Source organism: Pseudomonas sp. G(2018), from assembly GCF_005502415.1.
GTDB lineage: Bacteria > Pseudomonadota > Gammaproteobacteria > Pseudomonadales > Pseudomonadaceae > Aquipseudomonas.
In genome coordinates this window covers 16,598-37,200 of record NZ_SCOO01000005.1, presented here as the reverse complement: position 1 = coordinate 37,200, position 20,603 = coordinate 16,598, and the positions used below count along the sequence as shown (strand labels likewise).

The 20,603-nt window shown below is 60.2% G+C and carries 18 protein-coding genes; 7 read left to right on the top strand and 11 right to left on the bottom strand.

Annotation, left to right across the window (positions count from 1 at the left end):
* Positions 1–119 precede the first annotated feature (119 nt).
* Positions 120–329, top strand: a complete 210-nt coding sequence (locus FFS64_RS06640) for a cold shock domain-containing protein (RefSeq protein ID WP_019647794.1) — start codon at positions 120–122, stop codon at positions 327–329.
* Between the two features lie 133 nt (positions 330–462).
* On the opposite strand, the gene FFS64_RS06635 is transcribed toward FFS64_RS06640, so the two are convergent.
* From FFS64_RS06635 to FFS64_RS06620, 4 genes are all read right to left on the bottom strand, one after another.
* Positions 463–840, bottom strand: a complete 378-nt coding sequence (locus FFS64_RS06635) for a hypothetical protein (RefSeq protein ID WP_137804693.1) — start codon at positions 838–840, stop codon at positions 463–465.
* An 81-nt stretch (positions 841–921) separates the two neighbouring features.
* Positions 922–1,731, bottom strand: coding sequence for a putative RNA methyltransferase (locus FFS64_RS06630; protein WP_137804692.1), 810 nt, complete (start codon positions 1,729–1,731; stop codon positions 922–924).
* Entirely contained in the window at positions 1,731–2,882 is a 1,152-nt protein-coding gene (gene dapE, locus FFS64_RS06625; protein ID WP_095197103.1) for a succinyl-diaminopimelate desuccinylase, read from the bottom strand. The genes FFS64_RS06630 and dapE overlap by 1 nt, the downstream gene beginning before the upstream one ends.
* Positions 2,883–3,092: 210 nt before the next feature.
* Positions 3,093–5,684 carry a glycosyltransferase gene (locus FFS64_RS06620; protein WP_137804691.1) on the bottom strand — a complete coding sequence of 864 codons (2,592 nt, stop codon included), beginning with the start codon at positions 5,682–5,684 and terminating at the stop codon, positions 3,093–3,095.
* Between the two features lie 264 nt (positions 5,685–5,948).
* Between FFS64_RS06620 and tcdA the strand changes: the two genes are divergently transcribed.
* On the top strand, positions 5,949–6,767 hold the full coding sequence (tcdA, locus tag FFS64_RS06615) for a tRNA cyclic N6-threonylcarbamoyladenosine(37) synthase TcdA (protein ID WP_137804690.1): 819 nt from the start codon (positions 5,949–5,951) through the stop codon (positions 6,765–6,767).
* Between the two features lie 57 nt (positions 6,768–6,824).
* Here tcdA and FFS64_RS06610 read toward each other — a convergent pair whose 3' ends face one another.
* The 4 genes from FFS64_RS06610 to FFS64_RS06595 all read right to left on the bottom strand — a co-directional run bounded on the left by FFS64_RS06610 (position 6,825) and on the right by FFS64_RS06595 (position 9,975).
* Positions 6,825–7,229, bottom strand: coding sequence for a SufE family protein (locus FFS64_RS06610; RefSeq protein ID WP_137804689.1), 405 nt, complete (start codon positions 7,227–7,229; stop codon positions 6,825–6,827).
* Positions 7,226–8,431 carry an aminotransferase class V-fold PLP-dependent enzyme gene (locus tag FFS64_RS06605; protein ID WP_137804688.1) on the bottom strand — a complete coding sequence of 402 codons (1,206 nt, stop codon included), beginning with the start codon at positions 8,429–8,431 and terminating at the stop codon, positions 7,226–7,228. The genes FFS64_RS06610 and FFS64_RS06605 overlap by 4 nt, the downstream gene beginning before the upstream one ends.
* A 114-nt stretch (positions 8,432–8,545) precedes the next feature.
* Positions 8,546–9,580, bottom strand: coding sequence for a 2,3,4,5-tetrahydropyridine-2,6-dicarboxylate N-succinyltransferase (gene dapD, locus FFS64_RS06600; protein ID WP_095197098.1), 1,035 nt, complete (start codon positions 9,578–9,580; stop codon positions 8,546–8,548).
* A 32-nt stretch (positions 9,581–9,612) separates the two neighbouring features.
* A complete protein-coding gene (locus FFS64_RS06595) occupies positions 9,613–9,975 on the bottom strand; it encodes an ArsC family reductase (RefSeq protein ID WP_137804880.1) in 363 nt (120 codons plus the stop codon).
* A 316-nt stretch (positions 9,976–10,291) separates the two neighbouring features.
* On the opposite strand from FFS64_RS06595, the gene FFS64_RS06590 reads away from it, so the two are divergent.
* Positions 10,292–11,923 carry a Na+/H+ antiporter gene (locus tag FFS64_RS06590; protein WP_137804687.1) on the top strand — a complete coding sequence of 544 codons (1,632 nt, stop codon included), beginning with the start codon at positions 10,292–10,294 and terminating at the stop codon, positions 11,921–11,923.
* 116 nt (positions 11,924–12,039) lie between these two features.
* On the opposite strand, the gene dapC is transcribed toward FFS64_RS06590, so the two are convergent.
* The 3 genes from dapC to map all read right to left on the bottom strand — a co-directional run bounded on the left by dapC (position 12,040) and on the right by map (position 16,924).
* Entirely contained in the window at positions 12,040–13,239 is a 1,200-nt protein-coding gene (gene dapC, locus FFS64_RS06585) for a succinyldiaminopimelate transaminase (RefSeq protein ID WP_137804686.1), read from the bottom strand.
* A 158-nt stretch (positions 13,240–13,397) separates the two neighbouring features.
* Positions 13,398–16,100 carry a [protein-PII] uridylyltransferase gene (locus FFS64_RS06580; RefSeq protein ID WP_137804685.1) on the bottom strand — a complete coding sequence of 901 codons (2,703 nt, stop codon included), beginning with the start codon at positions 16,098–16,100 and terminating at the stop codon, positions 13,398–13,400.
* Between the two features lie 41 nt (positions 16,101–16,141).
* Positions 16,142–16,924 carry a type I methionyl aminopeptidase gene (map, locus tag FFS64_RS06575; RefSeq protein ID WP_095197093.1) on the bottom strand — a complete coding sequence of 261 codons (783 nt, stop codon included), beginning with the start codon at positions 16,922–16,924 and terminating at the stop codon, positions 16,142–16,144.
* A 371-nt stretch (positions 16,925–17,295) separates the two neighbouring features.
* Between map and rpsB the strand changes: the two genes are divergently transcribed.
* From rpsB to frr, 4 genes are all read left to right on the top strand, one after another.
* Positions 17,296–18,033 (top strand): 30S ribosomal protein S2, encoded by a 738-nt coding sequence (rpsB, locus tag FFS64_RS06570; RefSeq protein ID WP_008057307.1) that lies wholly within the window; start codon positions 17,296–17,298, stop codon positions 18,031–18,033.
* A gap of 190 nt (positions 18,034–18,223) precedes the next feature.
* Complete coding sequence (gene tsf / locus FFS64_RS06565) at positions 18,224–19,087, top strand: translation elongation factor Ts (RefSeq protein ID WP_075946741.1); 864 nt, start codon at positions 18,224–18,226, stop codon at positions 19,085–19,087.
* Between the two features lie 209 nt (positions 19,088–19,296).
* Positions 19,297–20,040, top strand: a complete 744-nt coding sequence (gene pyrH, locus FFS64_RS06560; protein WP_003222124.1) for a UMP kinase — start codon at positions 19,297–19,299, stop codon at positions 20,038–20,040.
* Positions 20,037–20,594 (top strand): ribosome recycling factor, encoded by a 558-nt coding sequence (gene frr, locus FFS64_RS06555; RefSeq protein WP_095197092.1) that lies wholly within the window; start codon positions 20,037–20,039, stop codon positions 20,592–20,594. Before pyrH ends, frr begins: the two co-directional genes overlap by 4 nt.
* Positions 20,595–20,603: the final 9 nt, after the last annotated feature.

Below are 20,603 nucleotides of genomic sequence, written 5' to 3'. Positions count from 1 at the left end.
GTCTGACATATACTCGGCGCTCTGTCGCCGCTGCCCTTCAGGGGACGGCATGTGCAGGCTGACGTTCCGAGGCTTTCCTGCGAAAAGCCCGATCAATAATAAAAAGGGAGTATGAACAGATGGCAACACGTGAAACCGGCAACGTGAAGTGGTTCAACGACGCCAAGGGCTACGGCTTCATTCAGCGCGCGGACGGGGTGGATGTGTTCGTGCACTACCGCGCGATTCGCGGTGAAGGCCACCGTTCACTGACCGAAGGCCAGCAGGTCGAATATGCGGTGGTGGAAGGGCAGAAGGGGTTGCAGGCTGAGGATGTGGTGGGGCTTTAAAGCCAGCTACAAGCTACAAGCTACAAGCTACAAGCTACAAGCTACAAGCTACAAGCTACAAGCTACAAGCTACAAGCTACAAGCTACAGGGCTTTTTAACTTGAGGCTTGTAGCTTGCAGCTCGTAGCTGCTTTTATGCCGTTTTCCAGGTGATTTCTTCTTCACCATCGGCGCTGATGCGAATCCAGCGATCAGCCGTCTCCTCACCTTCTTCCTCGACCCAGCTGCCCGGCGCGCAGCGCACTTCGACGTTCAGCGCGGCAAACGCGGCGCGGGCGCAGGCGATGTCGTCTTCCCACGGGGTCTGGTCACTTTCCAGGTACAGGCTGTTCCATTTTCCTACGGCCTTGGGCAACCAGGTCACCGGCACGTTACCGGCCTTGCACTTGTAAGTCTGGCCTTTCTGCACCCAGTCGGTGCACGGGCCCAATGCCTCGCCAAGCCAGGCGGAGACGGCCTTGTGGTCGACGTCGGCGTCTTTCAGGTAAATCTCGATATCGGGCTGGCGCATGGATGTCCTCACTGCGTGTCTGAAAAATCCATTCGCGGATTTAGCCGGTCTTGAACCGTTGCTCAAGACCAAAATTAGTAACTATTGAAGAACGAAATAATCGTAGCGCATCGAGACGGTGACCTCGAATGGCTCCGCCTGTTCGATGACCGCTGCCCGGCGCTCGGCACTGGCACGCCAGCCGTGGGGCGTCATGGCCAGCAGGTTCGCCCGGTCCTGACCGCTGGTAAGCGTCAGTTTGAATTCCAGGGTTTCACTGTGCTGCAACGCCATGCCTTCAGGCACCAGGGCCAGGTGCTTGTCGTCGGTGTATTCCCGGACTTCGTCGTACAGCCGCTCGCGCAGTTCCATCAGGTGGCCGCTGGTCGGTCCGACTTTCATCAGGCCGCCGCCGGGGCTGAGCAGGCGTTTGGCTTCGTTCCAGTCCAGTGGACTGAAAACGCTGGCCAGGAACTGGCAGCTGCCAGAGGCCAACGGCACGCGGGCCATGCTGGCGATCAACCAGGTCAGCTTCGGGTTGCGCTTGCAGGCGCGCTTGACCGCCTCCCGGGAAATGTCCAGGGCGTAGCCATCGGCGTCCGGCAAGGCCTCGGCGATTTGCGCGGTGTAGTAACCCTCGCCACAACCGATGTCGACCCAGCGCTGCGGCGCTACACCTGCCGCCAGCTCCGCCAGCCGCCTGGCCACCGGCGCGTAATGCCCGGCGTTGAGGAAGTCGCGGCGGGCTTCGACCATTGCCTGGTTATCCCCAGGGTCACGGCTGTTCTTGTGCTGTACCGGCAACAGGTTCAGGTAACCCTGGCGCGCACGGTCGAAACGATGCCCGGCAGGGCAGACCACACCGTTGTCCACCGCATTGAGCGGTTCGCTGCAGATCGGGCAAGCGAGCATCAGGCGAGCAACTTGATCAGGGTCTGGTAGTAGATTTCGGTCAGCACATCAAGATCGGCCGCCAGTACGCGTTCGTTGACCTGGTGAATGGTCGCGTTGACCGGCCCCAGTTCGACCACTTGCGTGCCCATGGTTGCAATGAAGCGCCCGTCGGAGGTGCCACCACTGGTGGACGCCTTGGTTTCGCGGCCGGTGATGTCCTTGATGCTCGACGACACCGCATCGAGCAGCGCGCCCGGTTCAGTGAGGAACGGCAGGCCGGACAACGCCCAGTCGATGTGCCAGTCCAGGCCATGCTTGTCGAGGATGTCGGCGACGCGCTTTTGCAGGCCTTCGACAGTGGACTCGGTGGAGAAGCGGAAGTTGAACACCGCCACCAGGTCACCCGGAATGACGTTGGTCGCGCCGGTGCCGGAGTTGACGTTGGAGATCTGGAAACTGGTCGGCGGGAAGAAATCGTTGCCGTGGTCCCAATGCTCGGCGGCAAGTTCCGCCAAAGCCGGGGCAGCGAGGTGAATCGGGTTTTTCGCCAGGTGCGGGTAGGCCACGTGGCCCTGCACGCCGCGCACGGTCAGCTTGGCGCCAAGGGAGCCGCGACGGCCATTCTTGACCACATCACCCACCAGGGTGGTGCTCGACGGTTCGCCGACGATGCACCAGTCCAGGCGCTCCTTGCGCGCGGCCAGGCGTTCAACCACCGCCTTGGTGCCGTGGTGTGCCGGACCTTCTTCGTCGCTGGTGATCAGGAAAGCAACCTTGCCCTTGTGGTCCGGGTAGTCGGCGACGAAACGCTCGGCCGCCACGGTCATGGACGCCAGGCTGCCTTTCATGTCGGCCGCGCCGCGGCCGCAGAGCATGCCGTGCTCGTCGATGACGGCGTTGAACGGATCGATCTGCCAGGCCGTCACCGGACCGGTCGGCACCACGTCGGTGTGACCGGCGAAGCACAGCACCGGACCGTCGTGTTTGCCGTGGGTGGCCCAGAAGTTATCCACATCTTCGATGCGCATTGGCTCAAGCATAAAACCGGCATCGCCCAGGCGCTGCATCATCTGCTTCTGGCAATCGGCGTCGACGGGCGTCACGGACGGACGGCGGATCAGATCGATGGCGAGTTGAAGGGTCGGCGAAAGGTCGGCGTGGGCCGTCATGGAAAACTCCGGAAGCTGTATATGTGGGAGCGAGCCTGCTCGCGAAGGCGTAATCACAGTCACCATAAATGTTGAATGTGACGGCCTCATCGCGAGCAGGCTCGCTCCCACAGGTATTGGGGCAGGCCAATGGGGCGAGGCGCGCAAAATGGCGGTTATCTTAAAGCAAAACGGCGACCATTGGCCGCCGTTTAGTGCATCAGTGAAGATTTAGACCGCTGGCGCCGTTTCGGTTTCGACGGTCGGTTTCGGCAGCGAGGACAGGAACGCCATGATCAGCGCAGCCAGGTACGGCAGCGACTGCACCAGCAACATGGCCACCCAGAAGCGCATGTCGTTGCTCGGCATGCCATTGACCAAGAAGATCCCCAGCGCTGCGCCCCACAGCAACAGCATGATGAACAGCTCTTCCCGTGCTTCCGAAATCGCCACCCAGAAGCCGTGATTATCGGCATTCTTAGGCGTGCGGAAGAACGGAATGCTGCTGGTGAAGAAGCCGTACAGCACCGCTTTGGCGATGGTGTGCGACAAGGCAAGTCCCGCCAAGGCTGCGCAGAACGCATCCTTCAGGTTCACGCCCACCGCGCGACGGTAGAGGAAGATGATCTTGCCGACCTTGAACACGAACAGCGCCAACGGCGGGATCGCGAAAATCAACAGCGGCGGATCGACCCGCTGCGGCACGATGATCATCGCCGCCGACCACAACAGCGCACCGACGGTGAAGAAAATGTTCATGCCGTCCGCCACCCACGGCAACCAGCCCGCGAGGAAGTGATAGCGCTGGCCGCGGGTCAGCTCGGTGTCCTTGCCGCGCAGCAGGCTGCGGGTGTGACGCTTGATGATCTGGATCGCGCCATAGGCCCAGCGGAACCGCTGTTTCTTGAAGTCGATGAAGGTATCGGGCATCAAGCCTTTGCCGTAGCTGTCGTGGTAATACGCCGCCGACAGGCCTTTTTCGAAGACCCGCAGGCCCAGCTCGGCGTCTTCGCAGATGCACCAGTCGGCCCAGCCCAGTTCTTCGAGCACCGAGCGACGGGTCATGGTCATGGTGCCGTGCTGGATGATCGCGTCACGGTCGTTGCGCGTCACCATGCCGATATGGAAGAAGCCTTTGTATTCCGCGTAGCAGAGCTTCTTGAAGGTGCTTTCGTTCTGGTCGCGGTAGTCCTGCGGCGACTGCACCACGGCGATTTTCGGATCGGCGAAGTGCGGCACCATGTGCTTGAGCCAGTTCGGGTGCACGCAGTAGTCGGAGTCGATTACCGCGATTACCTCGGCATCCTTGGCGGTGTGCGGGATCAGGTAATTCAGTGCACCGCCCTTGAAACCGGCCAATGGCGCGACGTGGAAGAACTTGAAGCGCGGGCCCAAGGTTTCGCAATAATCACGCACCGGCTCCCAGACCGCCGGGTCCTTGGTGTTGTTGTCGATGATCAGGACTTCGAAGTCCGGATAGTCGAGGTTCGCCAGGGCGTTGAGGGTCTGTTTGACCATCTCCGGCGGCTCGTTATAGCAGGGCACGTGAATCGAGACTTTCGGTCGATAGTTCGAATCGCCGACCACTGGCAGGAATTCCCGGCGCCGCTTGTGAATCCACACCGCTTCGGCCAGTTCATGGGCCTCGGTCAGCAACACGATGAACACCCCAAGTGCGCCGAGGGCAAGCAGGAAGCCCACCGTCAGGCTGAACCAGGTGCTGTATTGCTGGCTGTAGTCGTAGCCGATCCACACCAGCACCGAACCGCAAAGGAACGCGATAAAGGTCAGGAAGGTGCGGCCACGTTGGCGCAAGGCCGAGCCGTCGATCATCAGCAGGGTCAGCGACAGCAGAGCCAGCACTACCGAGCCGATGGCCAGCACGCGCCACTGCGGAATGGCGACCACCGGGCCTTCGAAGTTGAATTTCTGCTGGCGCGCGGCGTTGAACACACCCCAGTAAGCGCCTACCGAACCTTCGTCACTGACCTTCCAAGGCTGGTCGAAGGCTTCGATCACGAAGTAGTTGGAACCCTGGCGGTTGAGCTTGTTGACCAGGGTTCGCAGGTAAATCGCCTGGTCCGCCGGCGACGCATCGGCGCCACCGCGCATGCGACCATTGCTCGGCCAGCCGACCTCAGACAGCAGCAGCGGTTTTTTTGGGAACATCTTTTTCAGGTCGCGGGCGCGGTCGAGGACGAACTGCCCGGCCTTGTCCATCGGGATGAATTCCCAGTAAGGCAGAACGTGCGCGGCGATCAGGTCGACGTGCTTGGCCAGTTCCGGGTGTTCTTCCCAGACGTGCCATTGCTCGGAGGTGGTCACCGGCACCTTCACCGCGGCGCGCACGCGATCAAGGATCACGCTCAGTTCGGCAGCGGTGATTTCCTTACGGAAAATGGCTTCGTTACCGACAACGACGCGGACGACGCTGCGCGAAGAATTGGCGATTTCGATGGCGCGGGTGATTTCCCGTTCGTTACGTTCCTGGTCCGGGCTGATCCAGATCCCCAGTGTCACCCGCAGGCCGAATTCTTCCGCCAGTTTGGGGATGTTCTCCAGCGTGCCGTCGACCGAGTAAGTACGGATGTTGTCCGTCAGCTTGCTCATGATCTCCAGGTCGCGACGCATCTGATCGTCGGTCGGATACTGTTCTTTCTGTGGGAATTGACCTTGCTGGAAGGGCGAATACGAGAAGCCGGAGATTTGCTCAGGCCAGTTGGGCGTGGTGACCGGGCGATTGATCAGCGCCCAGAAGCCGGTAAACAAGGCAGCGATGGCGAGCACCACCACCAGATTGAGTCCAAATTTACGCGATGACATAGCTATTTCGGGTTCCAAAGGCTGTGGAACGAGGGAACGATCGGCTGCCGCCAAGAGGGCGCGCATCCTACACCGGTAATTCACTGAACGTACATCGGACAGGGAAATGCCGGACATTGGGCAATCCAAGTCGATTTAAGTTCTTTCGTTAGAGCGTGTAAGGCAAATCTTCGTTCGATGCAGTTTCATGGACGATGTCCGGTCATAGCGCAATGATGTGCTTGACGTCCGACGGCCCTATAATGCGCGCCGGTTTTTTAGGTAATGGTCATGAGTACAGAAGATCCGCGGTTTGCTGGCATCGCCCGTTTGTATGGCATCGAAGGGCTCGAGCGCCTGCGCGCGGCCCATGTGGCGATCGTTGGCGTGGGTGGCGTCGGCTCCTGGGCGGCGGAAGCCATGGCCCGTTGCGGTGTGGGCGAGATTTCGCTGTTCGACCTCGACGATGTCTGCGTCAGCAACGCCAACCGTCAGTTGCATGCGCTGGACAGCACCGTCGGCAAGCCCAAGGTCGAGGTAATGGCCGAGCGCCTGCGCGGGATCAACCCGGATTGCACGGTGCACGCGGTGCCGGATTTCGTCACCCGCGAAACCATGGCCGAGTACATCACCCCGAATATCGACTGCGTGATCGACTGCATCGACAGCGTCAACGCCAAAGCGGCGTTGATCGCCTGGTGCAAACGCCGCAAGATCCAGATCATCACCACTGGCGGTGCGGGCGGGCAGATCGACCCGACGCTGATCCAGGTCTGCGACCTGAACCGGACCTTCAACGACCCATTGGCCTCGAAAGTACGCTCCACCTTGCGCCGCGACTATGGTTTCTCTCGCACCGTAACTCGCCATTACAGCGTGCCGTGCGTGTTCTCCACCGAGCAACTGCGTTACCCGAAACCGGACGGCAGCATTTGCCTGCAGAAGAGTTTTGTCGGCGACGGCGTGAAGCTCGACTGCGCCGGAGGCTTTGGCGCGGTGATGATGGTGACGGCGACGTTCGGCATGGTCGCGGCGACCAAAGCCGTGGACAAGATTGTGGCGGGGGTGCGGCGGCCGGCGGATCGGGTCAAACCTCAGGCTTGATGGGTGTGGCTGATGGCCTCTTCGCGGGCAAGCCCGCGATGGCTGCAAAGCAGCCTTTTATTGAGCCAACTCACGCATCCGTTGTAAAACGGCATTCAAGCCATTGCTGCGCGACTGGGACAACTGCCGGCCCAGCCCCAACTGATTGAACCAGTCCGCCAAGTCCACCTGCTGCAACTCGGCCGCCGACAACCCGTTGACCCGCGCCAGCAGCAGCGCCACCAAGCCGCGAATCAAACGTGCATCGCTGTTGGCCCTGAACAGCCAGCGGCCATCCTGCAACTCGCCCACCAGCCACACCTGGCTTTCACAGCCGTGCACCCGATTGGCCTCGCACATGTCCACATCGCTCAACGCGGGCAGACGTTCGCCCCATTGCATCAACAGACGCGCCCGTTGTTCCCAGCCAGGTGCGTTCTGAAACGCTTCCAGAGCGGTCACGGCCTCGGCAGGCAAGCTCATCGCAGCAACTCCAGCGCTTGATCCAGCGCTTCAAAGAACCGTTCCAGATCCTCGGAGTCGTTGTACAACGCCAACGACACCCGAATCGCTCCGGCCAGGTGCAGGCTTTTGAGCAGCGGCATGGCGCAATGATGGCCGGCGCGCACCGCGATCCCTTGTTCGGTCAGCAAATGCGCCAGATCCGAGTTATGCACACCGTCAATGGTAAAACTGGCCAGCGCCACTTGCGGCTTGCCCAGCAGGCGGATGCCATTGCGCGCTTCGAGACCCTTGAGCAGATAGTCATGCAATGCTGCTTCGTGGGCAGACACGGCGTCCTGATCGAGCCCGGCGAGGTAATCCAGGGTCGCGCCCAGGCCGATGACACCGGCGATCGGCGGGGTACCGGCCTCTAATCCCAGAGGCGCGGGACGGAAGCGCGCGTCGTGGTAGTTGGCGTCCAGCACCATCTCGCCGCCGAACTGCCAGGGGCGTAGTTGTTGCAGCGCTTCGTTGCGTCCGAACAACACGCCCAGGCCATCGGGGCCATAGAGTTTGTGACTGGAAAACACGTAGAAGTCGCACCCCAGGGCCTGCACGTCATGCCGGCCGTGGACCACGCCCTGGGCGCCGTCGATCACGGTCAAGGCGTTATGCGCCTTGGCCATCGCCAGCAGTGCGGGCAGGGGTTGCCAGGCGCCGATCACGTTGGACAACTGGCTGACCGCCAGCAGTCGCGTGCGTGGGCCGATCAATCCCGTGGCGGCTTGAAGGTCGATCACGCCGTCGGCATTCAATGGCAGGATCACCAGTTTCAGCTCGCGACGGTGGGCCAGTTGCTGCCACGGCAGCAGGTTGGCGTGATGTTCCAGGGCGCTGATGACAATTTCATCGCCCGGATGGAATAGAGGTTCCAGGCCATAAGCGAGGAGGTTCAGCGCAGATGTCGCGCCATGGGTGAAGATAATCTGCCCGCTGTCACCGGCATTGAGCCATTGCGCGGCTTTGCGACGGCTGTCCTCGAACGCCTGGGTGGCGTGGGCGCCTGGCAGGTGTTGCGCCCGATGCACATTGGCCGCGCCGTTGGCGTAGTAATGCGCCAGGGCATCCAGCAGGGCTTGAGGTTTTTGCGTGGTGGCGGCGTTGTCCAGATAGGTCTGGTCTTGCCGTTGCAGAGCGGCGATGGCCGGAAAATCGGCGCGCCAGGGGGAGGCAATCATCATGGTGTTCGGCCTTTACGCCTGACACTGTGGGAGCGAACCTGCTCGCTAAGGCGTCCTTGAGGTCGCCGAAAAGCTTCGCGAGCAGGCTCGCTCCCACAGTTGGTCGTGTAACGCTTAGTTGTGAGCGTGCAGCGCTTCGTTCAGTTCGATGGCCGATTTGTGGGTTTTGCATTCCACGGCACCGGTTTCCGAATTGCGGCGGAACAGCAGATCGGTCTGACCGGCCAGTTCACGAGCCTTCACGACTTTGACCAACTGGTTTTTCTCGTCCAGCAGCGCCACTTTGGTGCCGGCGGTGACGTACAGGCCCGACTCGACGGTGTTGCGGTCGCCCAGTGGGATACCGATACCGGCGTTGGCGCCGATCAGGCAACCTTCGCCGACCTTGATCACGATGTTGCCGCCGCCCGACAGGGTACCCATGGTCGAGCAACCGCCACCCAGGTCCGAACCCTTGCCGACGAATACGCCAGCGGATACGCGGCCTTCGATCATGCCCGGGCCTTCGGTGCCGGCGTTGAAGTTGATGAAACCTTCGTGCATCACAGTGGTGCCTTCGCCCACGTAGGCGCCCAGGCGCAGACGTGCCGCATCGGCGATACGCACGCCGGCCGGAACCACGTAGTCTGTCATTTTCGGGAACTTGTCCACCGAGAACACTTCCAGCAGCTCGCCGCGCAGGCGTGCTTCGAGCTGATGCTCGGCCAGCTCGGCCAGATCGATGGCGCCCTGGCTGGTCCAGGCCACGTTCGGCAGCAACGGGAAGATGCCGGCCAGGTTCAGGCCGTGTGGCTTGACCAGGCGATGGGACAGCAGGTGCAGCTTGAGGTAAGCCTCAGGAGTGGACGACAGCTGGGCGTCTTCGGCCAGCAGGGTGGCAACCAGCGGCTTGTGGCTCTCGGCCAGACGGGTCAGCAGGGCAGCCTGGGTCGCGTCGACACCTTTGACGGCTTCAGCCAGTTGCGATGCCTGGGCGGTGGTGAAGGCGATGGCCTGATTGCCTTCGCTGTAGCCCAGAATCGGCGCGATGGCAGCGACCAGTTCGGCCGACGGGTTGAGCAATGGCTGAGCGTAAAACACTTCCAGCCATGCGCCTTGACGGTTTTGAGTGCCGACACCAAAGGCCAGGCTGAACAGGGTAGTGGACATGTTGATACCTCTAACAAATTGAAACGGGCCGCTTACTTTAGAGCTGCCGCGTAGATATCTGGCTTGAAGCCAATCAGGGTTCGTTCACCGAGATCGAGCACCGGGCGCTTGATCATCGAAGGTTGTGCGAGCATCAGTTCGATGGCTTTCGACTGGTCGAGATCGGCTTTGCGTTCGTCGTCGAGCTTGCGAAAGGTCGTGCCTGCACGGTTCAACACCACTTCCCAGCCGTGCTCGTTGCACCATTGGGTCAGGTGTTCACGGTCGATACCGACCGCCTTGTAATCATGAAAGTCATAGCTGACAGCGTGTTCATCGAGCCAGGTGCGCGCCTTTTTCATGGTGTCGCAGGCTTTGATGCCGAAAAGGTGCAACGTTTTGCTTGAAACGGTCAAGGAATCGCCCCCTTTACAGGTGCTGGAGAAAAAAGGTGTCGGATTATGCCATGACCGGACGGTTTCGCGGCGGCTGTGGTCGGGTTTGTCATTGTGCCATGGCATAAAACCTGTGGGAGCGAGCTGCTCGCGAAGACGGCGGCACATCCAACTTCAATGTGGCGCTCAGTTCGCATTCGTCGGAACGCCGCTCGGAGCCGGCTCGCCCCCACAGGGATTACCGTGACCACGTGCGACATTGGTGCAAGGGTCAGAGCGCAGTCTAAGCGACTAATATGACGCCTCAATGCTGTCGATTCTCCGGGAACCCCGCTTTATGCAAACCGCTTATACCGTCCTGATCATGCTCATGTTGGTTGGCGTTTCGCGCCTGATCGGACGGGTGATTCCGCTGCCGTTGCCCTTGGTGCAGATTGTCGCTGGCGCCTTGCTCGCCTGGCCGACGCTCGGTTTGCATGTGGCACTTGATCCAGAGTTGTTTCTATTTCTGTTTCTGCCGCCACTGTTGTTTTCCGACGGCTGGCGCATGCCCAAACGCGAATTCTGGCGTTTGCGCGGGCCGATCCTGACGCTGGCGGTGGGTTTGGTGCTGTTCACGGTGGTTGGTGCCGGGTACTTCATCCACTGGCTGCTGCCGAGCATCCCGCTGCCGGTGGCCTTTGCCCTGGCGGCGGTGTTGTCGCCCACGGATGCCGTGGCGGTTTCGGCGATCTCCCAGAACCGTTTGCCGACACCCTTGATGCATATGCTGCAAGGCGAGGCGTTGATGAACGATGCCTCCGGCCTGGTGACCTTCAAGTTTGCCCTGGCAGCGGCGGTGACCGGCGTGTTCTCGCTGGCCAACGCCAGCATGACCTTCGTGCTGGTAGCGGTCGGTGGCCTGGCCATCGGTGTGGCGTTGAGCTGGCTGGTCGGGCGCTTGCGCTCGTGGATTATTGCCCGCGGCTGGGATGACCCGGCCACCCACGTCGTGTTCATGTTGTTGCTACCGTTTGCCGCTTACGTACTGGCCGAACGCGTGGGCGCGTCGGGCATTCTGTCGGCGGTGGCGGCGGGGATGATGCAGAGCTGGCTCGATCTGCTGCCGCGCCAGACCAACACCCGCCTGCTCAATCGCAGCGTTTGGTCATTGCTGGAGTTCGCCTTCAACGGTTTGATCTTCCTGCTTCTGGGCCTGCAGTTGCCGGACATTATCAAGGCTGTGGCCAGTCACGAACCTTCCTTGTGGCCGACACTGCTTTATCGCTGCCTGGATGTGCTGGCGATTTTCCTGGTATTGCTGGTGTTGCGGTTTGTCTGGGTGCAAAGCATCTGGCGCCTGTCCATTTTTGTTCGGCGCTTGCGCGGCAAGGACGAAATCACTCGGGTGCCGAGTGCGCGCTCCTGCTGGTTGCTGACCGTTGGAGGCGTGCGAGGTGCGGTGACGCTGGCGGGTGTGATGTCGGTGCCGATGCTGATGGGCGCCAGTGCGTTTCCCGAGCGCGACCTGCTGATCTTCATTGCCGCCGGGGTGATTTTGTTGTCATTGATTGCCGCGTGCATCGCCTTGCCGTTGCTGCTGCGCGGTATCGAGAAAAGCCCGGACGACAAACGCCGCAACGAAGTGCGCGACGCCTGGCGCAAGACGGCCGAGGCCGCCATTCATGCGCTGGAAACCGAGGAGGTCAATCCGCAGGACGCCACTCAGGCGGCGCTGGTGGCCGAACTCAAGGCGCGGATCATGTCCGAGTATCGCCATCAACTGGAAGTGTTTAACGATTCTGCCGAAGCCCAGGCCCTGGCGTTTCAGATGGATCTGCTGGAGCGGCGGTTACGCTTGAAGGCGCTGCGGGCGCAGCGCCTGGAGTTGTACAGCCTCTGCCGCCAGCACCAGGTTGGCGATGACGTGTTGCGTGAGGTGTTGGGGGAGCTGGATTTGAGCGAGGCCAAGCTTGGCCAGGTGAAATAATCCCCGAACCCTGAATCTGTAGGAGCGAGCGGTGCGGCGACCCGACTTGCCCGCGAAGGTGGTGTGTCAGGTAAGACGCCTTCGCGGGCAAGCCTCGCTCCTACACAGGTCCGTGTTTATCGGCGGCGCTGGATGAAATCGCGAATCCGTTCGGCGGCTTCAACGCATTCGGCCAACGGCGCAACCAGCGCCATGCGCACACGCCCGGCACCCGGATTGACGCCATCCACATCCCGCGACAGGTAAGACCCCGGCACCACCGTCACATGCTCTTGCTCGAACAGGTCGCGGCAGAAGGTTGCATCGTCACCGGCCACATTCGGCCACAGGTAGAAACTGCCATCGGGGCGTTGTACGTCCAGGACCGGGCTGAGGATTTCCAGTACGGCGTCGAATTTCTCGCGATACAGCGCCCGGTTGGCGCGCACGTGCACTTCGTCGTTCCACGCCGCCACGCTGGCCAGTTGCGTCTGAACCGGCATCGCGCAGCCGTGGTAGGTGCGATAGAGCAGGAAGCCTTTGAGGATGTCCGCATCGCCGGCGACGAAACCGGAACGCAGGCCCGGCAGGTTGGAGCGTTTGGACAGGCTGTGGAATACCACGCAGCGCTTGAAGTCCTTGCGGCCCAGTTCCGCGCAGGCGCTGAGCAGGCCCGGCGGCGGGGTTTGTTCGTCGAAGTACAGTTCGCTGTAGCACTCGTCCGCGGCAATCACGAAGTCATGTTCGTCGGCCAGGGCGATCAGTTTTTTCAGGGTTTCGACCGGGATCAACGCGCCGGTCGGGTTGCCTGGCGAGCACAGGAACAGGATCTGGCACCGCTTCCAGATGTCCGGCGACACCGCATCGAAATCCGGGTTGAAGCCGTTTTCATCCAGGCACGGCAGGTAATGCGGCTTGGCCCCGGCGAGAAAGGCTGCCCCTTCGTAGATCTGATAGAACGGATTCGGGCTGACCACCAGCGCGTCATCGCCACGATTGACCACAGTCTGGGTGAAGGCGAACAGGGCTTCACGGGTGCCATTGACCGGCAGCACGTTGCGCGCCGGGTCTATCCAGCCGTTCGGGACGTTGAAACGACGTTCACACCAGGCAGCGATGGCTTCGCGCAGCTCCGGGATACCGAGGGTGGTCGGGTACACCGCCATCTTTTCCAGATTACTGGCCAGGGCTTCGGCGACGAAGCTCGGCGAACGGTGCTTCGGCTCGCCAATGGACAACGCGATAGGGCGTTTGTCCGGGTTGGGCGTGACGCTACCGAGCAGGGCGCGGAGTTTCTCGAACGGGTAGGGCTGGAGCTGGGACAAAGCGTTGTTCATCGATAAATCTCGTTCGGTGTAGGAGCGGCGCTGGCCCCTGTAGGAGCGAGCTTGCTCGCGATGGTCGTCAAAGATAACGCGTGTTTGCCAGGACAACATGGCGTATTTGAGTTCATCGCGAGTAAGCTCGCTCCTACAAAGGGCGGGCCGTTGTTAAGTCAGATACTGATGCGCGACAGTTTGATATCGGGTTCCTGGTTGACGCTCAGTTGTTCAACGATCGCATCCTGCAGGCGGCTGCACAGCTGCGGATCGGACAGTGGTTGATTGTTGGCATCGGTGATGAAGAACACGTCTTCCACGCGTTCGCCGAGGGTGGCGATCTTGGCGTTCTGCAACGACAGGTCGAACTCCAGGAAGATCGTGCCGATCCGCGCCAGCAGGCCAGGGCGGTCGGGGGCTGTCAGCTCCAGCACTGTCACCGGGCGCTGCGCGTCGTTGTGGATGGTCACCTGCGGTGCGAAGGCGAAATGCTTGAGCTGGCGCGGTACCCGTCGCTGGATGATCGTCGGGTAGTCGTCCGGGTTGCGCAAGGCTTCGGTCAGGCCGTCGCGGATCTGCTTGACCCGCGCTGGATTATCGCCGATCGAGTCGCCGTCGGTGTCGAGCACGATGTAGGTGTCGAGGGTGAACTGACTGCTGGAGGTGATCACCCGGGCATCGTGGATGTTCAGGTTGAGCTGGTCCATCGCGGCCACGGTTACGGCGAAGAAATCGTGCTGGTCCGGCGCGTAGATGAAAATCTGCGTGCCACCCTCGAATTCCCGTTGCGTGGTTTCCTTGATCAGCACCAGTGGCCCGCCGTCGGCTGGTTGCTGGAGGATAGCTTCGGTGTGCCAGGCGACGTCGCCGGCGGTATGACGCAGGAAGTAGTCATCGCCCAGTTGCGCCCACAATTGCTCGACATCGTCCGGATCGGTTCCGCCTCGCACCAGGATGTCCAGAGCGGCGCTTTGGGTCTGGCGGATCTGCTCTTCGCGGTCCACCGGGTTTTCCAGGCCACGGCGCAACGCGCGTTTGGTCTCGGTGTAGAGCTGGCGCAACAGGCTGGCGCGCCAGGAGTTCCAGAGCGTCGGGTTGGTGGCGTTGATGTCGGCGACGGTCAGCACGTACAGATAGTCGAGGTGGGTTTGGTCACCGATGATCTGCGCGAAATCGTGGATTACCTGCGGGTCGGACAAGTCCTTGCGCTGGGCGGTGGTCGACATCAGCAAATGGTTCTGCACCAGCCAGACGATCAGGCGGCTGTCCCACACGGGAAGTTGGTGACGCTGGCAAAACGCCTCGGCGTCCACGGCGCCGATTTCCGAGTGGTCGCCATGCCGGCCCTTGCCAATGTCGTGATACAGGCCGGCCAGGTAGATCAATTCGGGCTTGGGTAGCTTGCCCATGAGTTTGCTGGCCAGCGGGAATTTTTCCGACACCTGGGTGTACTGCAACTTACGCAGGTGTTTGATCAGGTTCAGGGTGTGTGCATCGACCGTATAAATGTGAAACAGGTCGTGCTGCATCTGTCCGACAATGAACCCGAACTCCGGCAGATAACGCCCGAGGATGCCGTAACGGTTCATCCGCCGCAGGTTGCGGTGGATGCCGATCTTGCACTTGAACAGTTCGATGAACAGGCTGGTGTTGCGGATGTCGTTGCGGAAATCGTCGTCGATCAGGTGGCGGTTTTCCCGCAGCAGACGAATGGTGTCGGCGCGCACGCCTTTGATTTCCGGCTGCTGGGCCATCAGCACAAAGATTTCCAGCATGGCGAACGGGGTGCGGCGGAACACGTTGTCGTTGCGCGCCTCGATGTAACCATCGTGCAGCTGGAATCGCGAGTTGATCGGCTGTGGCGGCGCCTCATCTTCCGGCGCGAGGATGACTTCCTCGAAGTGCTGGATGATCAGGTCACTGAGCTGGGCAATGCTCATCACCACCCGATAATACTGCTGCATGAAGTTTTCGACGGCCTGCTTGGCGTCGTCGCCTTCGAATCCCAGTAGCTTGGCAATGGTGCGCTGGTGATCGAACAGCAGGCGGTCTTCGGCGCGCCCGGCGAGCATGTGCAGGGCGTAACGCACTTTCCACAGAAACTCCTGGGAGGAGGCCAGCAGGGCGTTTTCGCTCTCCACGAGGAAGCCTTCGCCCGCCAGTGCCCGCAGGTTCAGGGTGCCGTACTCGCGACGGGCCACCCAGAGAATCGTCTGGATATCCCGCAGACCGCCAGGCGAACCTTTGACGTTGGGTTCCAGGTTGTATTCGGTGTCGTTGTACTTGTGGTGGCGGGCCTTCTGCTCGGCGCGTTTGGCCAGGAAGAAGTCCTTGCTCGGCCACATGTGCGCCGTGCTGGTGACATCCAGCATGCGCTGGCGCAGGTGTTCCGGGCCGGTGATGGTGCGGCTTTCCATCAGGTTGGTCACCACCGTCAGGTCGGCGCGGGCCTCGACGGCGCACTCTTCGACCGAACGCACGCTCTGACCGACTTCCAGGCCGATGTCCCACAGCAGCGTCAGAAAACGCTCGATGGAATCGCGGAAAACTTCATGGTCGGCGCTGTCCAGCAGGATCAGCAAATCGATGTCGGAGTAGGGATGCAGCTCGCCGCGACCGTAGCCGCCAACGGCGACCAGTGCGATATCGGCGTCTTCACTCCAGTTGAACTGCTCCCAGGCCTTTTGCAGGATGTTATCGACGAACCAGGCGCGATCCTCGATCAACCGGCGAATGTCCCGACCGCTGCGAAAGCGTCCGTCGAGCACCTCGCGGGCCTGGCGGATCGCCTTCTTGAAGGCCGCGATCGGGCTTGCCTTCAGGGCCAGTTCAGCCTGGAACTGGCCACGGTCGAAGAGTTCGGGATCCACCTGCGGCATCGATTGGCTTTCCTCTATAGGCTGGGAACTGTGCGGTTGGATCAGGCCGATGCGCGCGGGATGGTGTCATCGCTGCGCAAGGTGAAGATTTCGTAACCGGTCTCGGTCACCAGCAGGGTGTGTTCCCACTGTGCCGACAGCTTGCGGTCCTTGGTGATCGCAGTCCAGCCGTCACCCAGCACCTTGGTGTCGGCGCGGCCCTGGTTGATCATCGGCTCGATGGTGAAAGTCATGCCGGCCTTCAGTTCCATGCCGGTGCCGGCGCGGCCGTAGTGCAGGATCTGCGGTTCTTCGTGGAAGACTTTACCGATGCCGTGACCACAGAATTCGCGAACCACCGAGAAACCGTTCTTCTCGGCGTGTTTCTGGATCACTTCGCCGATATCGCCCAGGCGGCAGCCCGGCTTGACCAGTTGAATGGCCTTGTACATGCATTCCTGGGTCACTTGCGACAGGCGTTCGGCCCAGACCGGCACGGTACCGACGTGGAACATGCGGCTGGTGTCGCCGTGGTAACCGTCCTTGATGACGGTGACGTCGATGTTCAGGGTGTCGCCATCCTTCAGCGGTTTCTCGTTCGGGATGCCGTGGCAGACCACGTGGTTGATCGAAGTGCAGATGGACTTCGGGAAGCCCTTGTAGTTGAGTGGGGCAGGGATGGCCTTCTGCTCGTTGACGATATAGTCGTGGCAGATGCGGTCGAGTTCTTCGGTGGTCACGCCCGGTTTGACATGTTCGGCGATCATTTCCAGCACATCGGCGGCCAGTTTGCCGGCGATGCGCATTTTTGCGATGTCCTCGGGGGTTTTGAGGGTGACGGTCATACAGGCTCTCTCTGCGCTCGACGGCGCTTTACAAACGGAATGGGCGTTGCGCGATCGAATTTCGCGGCCCTGAAAAACGCGATTCTAACAGACGCTCGGCGCAATTCGGCGCCTCTGTACATCGCTTCTCTCTATAGAATGGTGCATTCTGGGCCGATTCCAAGGGGCGGAGCGCCACGCCCGCCCGGATTTCAGAATCCGGGTTCCGTTTTTCCCTTCCCTGTGATATAAAATGCGCCGCTTTCCGGGGATGCCCCGAAAAGCCTAAATCCACACACGTGTCGACACGATGACCTGGGTGCCTTCAGCTGATGCTGCTGGTTGGTCATTGGGATACGTGGAGGCCAAACCCGACTTATTAAGGAACTATCATGTCCCAAGTCAACATGCGCGATATGCTGAAGGCCGGTGTGCACTTCGGTCACCAGACCCGTTACTGGAACCCGAAAATGGGTAAATACATTTTCGGCGCGCGTAACAAGATCCACATCATCAACCTTGAAAAAACCCTGCCAATGTTCAACGAAGCTCTGACTTTCGTAGAGCGCCTGGCCCAGGGCAAAAACAAGATTCTGTTCGTCGGCACCAAGCGTTCCGCTGGCAAGATCGTTGCTGAAGAAGCAGCACGTTGCGGTTCGCCGTACGTCGATCACCGCTGGTTGGGCGGCATGCTGACCAACTTCAAAACCATCCGTGCTTCCATCAAGCGTCTGCGTGACCTTGAAGTACAAGCCGAAGACGGTACTTTCGCCAAGCTGACCAAGAAAGAAGCGCTGATGCGCTCCCGTGACCTGGAAAAGCTGGATCGTTCCCTGGGTGGTATCAAGGACATGGGCGGTCTGCCAGACGCTCTGTTCGTTATCGACGTTGATCACGAGCGCATCGCGATCACCGAAGCCAACAAGCTGGGTATCCCGGTTATCGGCGTAGTCGATACCAACAGCAGCCCGGAAGGCGTTGACTACATCATCCCAGGCAACGATGACGCAATCCGCGCTATCCAGCTGTACATGGGTTCGATGGCTGACGCTGTTATCCGTGGTCGCAACAACGTTGCTGGCGGCACCGAAGTGTTCGTTGAAGAAGCTCCGGCAGCTGCAGCTGAGTAATTGACGCCCTGGCGTTGACTCAGTAAGCAAAAAGGGGGCTTGGCCCCCTTTTTGCCACCTCGAAAACCATTTGTCGGCGCCCACTGCCTTATTTGTAATGTGCGGCAGCTAACAAGGGTGGTTCGGGAAGAATTGAACGCCCGTTCGATCGGGTGGAATGGTTGATAACCTATCCAAGAGGAATTTTGAAATGGCAGAGATTACTGCAGCGTTGGTCAAAGAACTGCGCGAGCGTACCGGCGAAGGCATGATGGATTGCAAAAAGGCCTTGACCAAGGCTGGCGGCGACATCGAGAAAGCCATTGATGACATGCGTGCTTCGGGCGCCATCAAGGCAGCCAAGAAAGCAGGCAACGTTGCCGCTGAAGGCGCCATCGCCATCAAGGCTGACGACAAGTCCGCCGTACTGCTGGAAGTGAACTCGCAGACCGACTTCCTGGCCCTGCAAGACGACTTCAAGAACTTCGTTGCTGCCAGCGTAGAAAAAGCCTTCGCCGAAAAACTGACCGACGCAGCTCCGCTGATCGCCGCTCAGGAATCGGCTCGTGAAGCCCTGGTGGCCAAAGTTGGCGAAAACGTCAACATCCGTCGCCTGGTACGCGTAGAGGGCGACGTTGTCGGCACCTACCTGCACGGTAACAAGATCGGTGTTGCTGTTGTCCTGAAGGGCGGCGACGTCCAGCTGGCCAAGGAAATCGCCATGCACGTGGCGGCAAGCAACCCTGAGTTCCTGCTGCCATCGCAGGTTTCGCCAGAAGCCATCGAGCGCGAAAAGGGCGTCTTCATGTCTTTGAACGAAGACAAGATGAAAGGCAAGCCAGCTGAAATCGTCGAGAAGATGATCGCCGGCCGTATCACCAAGTTCCTGGCCGAAGCCAGCCTGGTCGAGCAAGCTTTCGTCATGAACCCGGAAGTCACCGTTGGTGCTCTGGCCAAGAAAGCCGGCGCTGAAATCGTTTCCTTCACCTACTTCAAGGTTGGCGAAGGCATCGAGAAGCCAGTAGACAACTTCGCTGAAGAAGTTGCCGCACAGCTGGCTGCCGCCAAGCAATAAGACGGTTTTATAACTGTCGCCCTGAAGAGGCTGCCCGCTCACGCGCGCAGCCTCTTTTCAGATGGGTCGCCAATTTTTATTGGTTTCCTATTGGAACTGGCTTACAAAGCCATGTTCCGATGGCGCTGAAGCAGCGCCACGCTAGAGTGAACGCCAGCTGAAAACAGCTCGCAAAGAATTTTTAAAATACGCCGCAGGAGAGATTCGCAATGGCTCAGCAGGGCAGTGGTTATCAGGCTCGCTATAAACGCATTCTACTCAAACTTAGCGGCGAGGCCCTGATGGGCTCGGAAGAGTTCGGGATCGATCCGAAGGTTCTGGATCGCATGGCGCTGGAAGTTGGCCAGCTGGTCGGCATCGGTGTACAGGTCGGTCTGGTGATCGGCGGCGGCAACCTGTTCCGCGGGGAGGCCCTGAGCAAGGCCGGCATGGATCGGGTCACCGGTGACCACATGGGCATGCTGGCCACTGTGATGAACGCCCTGGCCATGCGCGATGCGCTGGAGCGTGCCAATATCTCGGCCATCGTGATGTCGGCCATTTCCATGGTAGGCGTGACCGATCATTACGATCGTCGCAAGGCCATGCGCCACCTGAACTCCAAGGACGTGGTAATTTTCGCTGCCGGTACCGGCAACCCGTTCTTCACCACGGACTCGGCGGCCTGCCTGCGTGCGATCGAAATCGATGCCGATGTCGTACTCAAGGCAACCAAGGTCGATGGCGTCTACACCGCTGACCCGTTCAAAGACCCGCATGCCGAGAAGTTCGATCATCTGACCTACGATGAAGTGCTGGATCGCAAGCTGGGTGTTATGGATCTGACGGCTATTTGCCTGTGCCGCGACCATAAGATGCCGTTGCGCGTATTTAACATGAACAAGCCCGGCGCCCTGCTGAACATCGTGCATGGCGGCGCTGAAGGGACCCTGATCGAGGAAGGCCAACAATGATCAATGAAATCAAGAAAGACGCTCAAGAGCGCATGCAGAAATCCGTGGAGTCGCTGGCGCACAACTTCGGCCGTATTCGTACCGGTCAGGCGCACCCAAGCATTCTGGAAGGTGTGATGGTGCCGTACTACGGTGCCGATACCCCCATCAAGCAAGTGGCGAACATCACTGTTAAAGACGCCCGTACCCTGCAAGTCGTTGCCTTTGAGCGCAACATGCTGGGTGCCGTCGACAAGGCCATCGGTAGCGCCGGTCTGAACCTCAACCCGACCAACCTGGGTGAGTTGTTGCTGATCTCCATGCCTGCCCTGACCGAAGAAACCCGCAAGGGCTTCACCAAGCAGGCTCGCGATGTTGCCGAAGACGCCCGTGTTGCCGTGCGCAACATCCGTCGTGATGCAAACAGCCAGCTCAAGGATCTGGTCAAGGAAAAAGAAATCAGCGAAGACGAAGAGCGTCGCGCCACAGGCGAAATCGATGATTTGACCAAAAAGTTCGTGGCCAAGATTGACGCGGATCTGGCGCAGAAAGAAAAAGACCTGATGGCCGTATAAGGGTCACGT